We start from the raw sequence: 276 nt of genomic DNA on the forward strand, positions 1-276 counted from the left end.
TACAACCAATATTCCTGCTGCTATCCGGGAATCAGAGATTATCTATATTGCTGTAGGGACACCGATGACAGCACAGGGGGAAGCTGATTTAACGTACGTGAAAGCTGTCGCTCAAACAATTGGTGAACATCTAAATGGCTATAAAATCATCGTCAATAAAAGCACAGTGCCCGTTGGAACAGGCCGGCTCGTTCAAGCCATTGTCGAAAAAGCATCGCGCAGTAAATATCCTTTTGATGTCGTATCCAATCCAGAGTTCCTCAGAGAAGGCTCTGC

General features: G+C 45.3%; 1 pseudogene. It reads left to right on the forward strand.

The window, feature by feature from the left end:
• Window positions 1-276, forward strand: a pseudogene (locus SB658_RS23735) (UDP-glucose 6-dehydrogenase); the annotation flags it as partial.

It is taken from the genome of Bacillus sp. SIMBA_008, from assembly GCF_046535495.1.
GTDB lineage: Bacteria > Bacillota > Bacilli > Bacillales > Bacillaceae > Bacillus > Bacillus subtilis.